Here is a 1,632-nt window from a genome sequence, read left to right on the forward strand (position 1 = left end):
TACTGGCATCAATAGCGAGCTCACTGGCTCCAGCCGCCGCCATATTGACAAATACCGCTCTTAGTAACTTGATGCGAGAGGCATAACCTAGCTCTACCCCATATACTTTGGAGAGGTTGTCGATCATTTTGAAATTTCGCCACGCCACCAGCAACATATCAGCGGCAGCCAGAGGGCTCACGGCGACTAGGGCCGCACACTCGGTTGCGTGCTGTGATACGATTTTCGTTGCCAACTTGTCTTGTTGGATCACCACCATCGAGTCATACATATCAAGAATTTCAGCGTCACTATGAGCAGGGTTAATACTGTTCTGCCAACGATCAAAGCCCGGATTCTCTGCCATCACACCACTTTGTTCTGCTACGGTTTCGCAAAAGGCTTTCCCTTTCCCAACGCTCTCACTATTAACAAGTGCTTCTGCTTCTTCTTGAACACTAAAATGATTTCGTAGTTTTCGCAGTTTCCAAAGCTCTTTACCCATAGCTCCTAAACCAAGCGAAGCGATCGCAGCAATAAACCCCGTCCAGCTTAAGGCCAGCCAATCAGAAGCCTGAATTGCGGTTATAACCGAGTCCACCGCTTGCCAGCCAACCAAACCAGCAAAAGTTGCAAATGCGCCAGTCGCGAGCCATTTTCTGCCCGATTTTGGACGAATGACATGCTCGAGTTGCAATTCCTGTTCGGTCTCTTGGTGCGCTTCTTTAACTTCAACAGGTACAAATGTTTCTTTTTCGCCGAATGTTTGCTGCGCCGTCAACTCCGGTTGATTCGATTGCTGATCTTTTTCCATTACTTTTTCAGAGAAAACTTGTTTTTGCTTCAACTCACTCATTTCAATTTATCTCCAATCAGGTAATCCAGTGCTTTGTCTAAGCGTATGTGCTTCACTGGCTCATCATTCGGTGAGGAAATCGGACGAAACGACGTAAAATCAAACCCGTTGTTTTGCCAATAAGCTGCATTTGGTAGCTTTTTCGGCACCTCTCCGGGAAACATAGTCATCGGCTCACCACCCAATGTTGTTCCTTGTAACGCCGGGATGGTCTTATCTCCAGAGGAAATAAACCCCGTCGTGGTTGCTTGGATGGAAGCGATACTCATGCAGCTCATCTCAATATTCTCGTAGGCTGCCGTTTGCCATGCTGGATGCACCATTTGTTGGAGCAGAGACACCAAATTTGGGTGCTGATCGGGCGTGATATGATCCGCTTTTGTAGCAGCAAACAACACTTTGTCGATTTTTGGTGAGAACAAACGACGCAAAAAGCTACTACGACCATAGCGGAAGCTATGCATGATCTGTTCTAGCGCTTGGCGCATGTCGTAAAACGCTTCATCACCGGCATTGAGAGGCTGCAAACAATCCACCAGTACAATCTGGCGATCGAAGGTCGCAAAATGATGCTTATAAAACGCTTTCACTACTTTCTGTTGGTATTCCTGAAAACGGGCTTCTAGCATCGCTAAGTTACTGCCCTTGGGCGCTTTGCTTTCCGAATCAGCACGACACGGAAAAAACTGTAGCACCGGCGCGCCTGCTAGCTCACCAGGTAATACAAAGCGGCCAGGCTGAACCCAATGAAGGCCAGAGTCTTTACAAGAATGAAGGTACTCTGTGTATGTGTGTGC

General features: G+C 47.6%; 2 protein-coding genes. Both read right to left on the bottom strand.

All coding sequences use genetic code 11. The features are described from left to right. Window positions 1-835, bottom strand: an 835-nt coding sequence (locus tag IQR33_RS14185; RefSeq protein ID WP_228013898.1) for a TIGR01620 family protein, incomplete at its 3' end; no start/stop codon positions are given. Next, on the bottom strand, window positions 832-1,632 hold an 801-nt coding region (locus IQR33_RS14190), incomplete at its 5' end, for a YcjX family protein (RefSeq protein WP_193843773.1). The genes IQR33_RS14190 and IQR33_RS14185, both read right to left, overlap by 4 nt.

The organism is Vibrio sp. OPT46 (assembly GCF_015163535.1).
Classification (GTDB): domain Bacteria; phylum Pseudomonadota; class Gammaproteobacteria; order Enterobacterales; family Vibrionaceae; genus Vibrio; species Vibrio alginolyticus.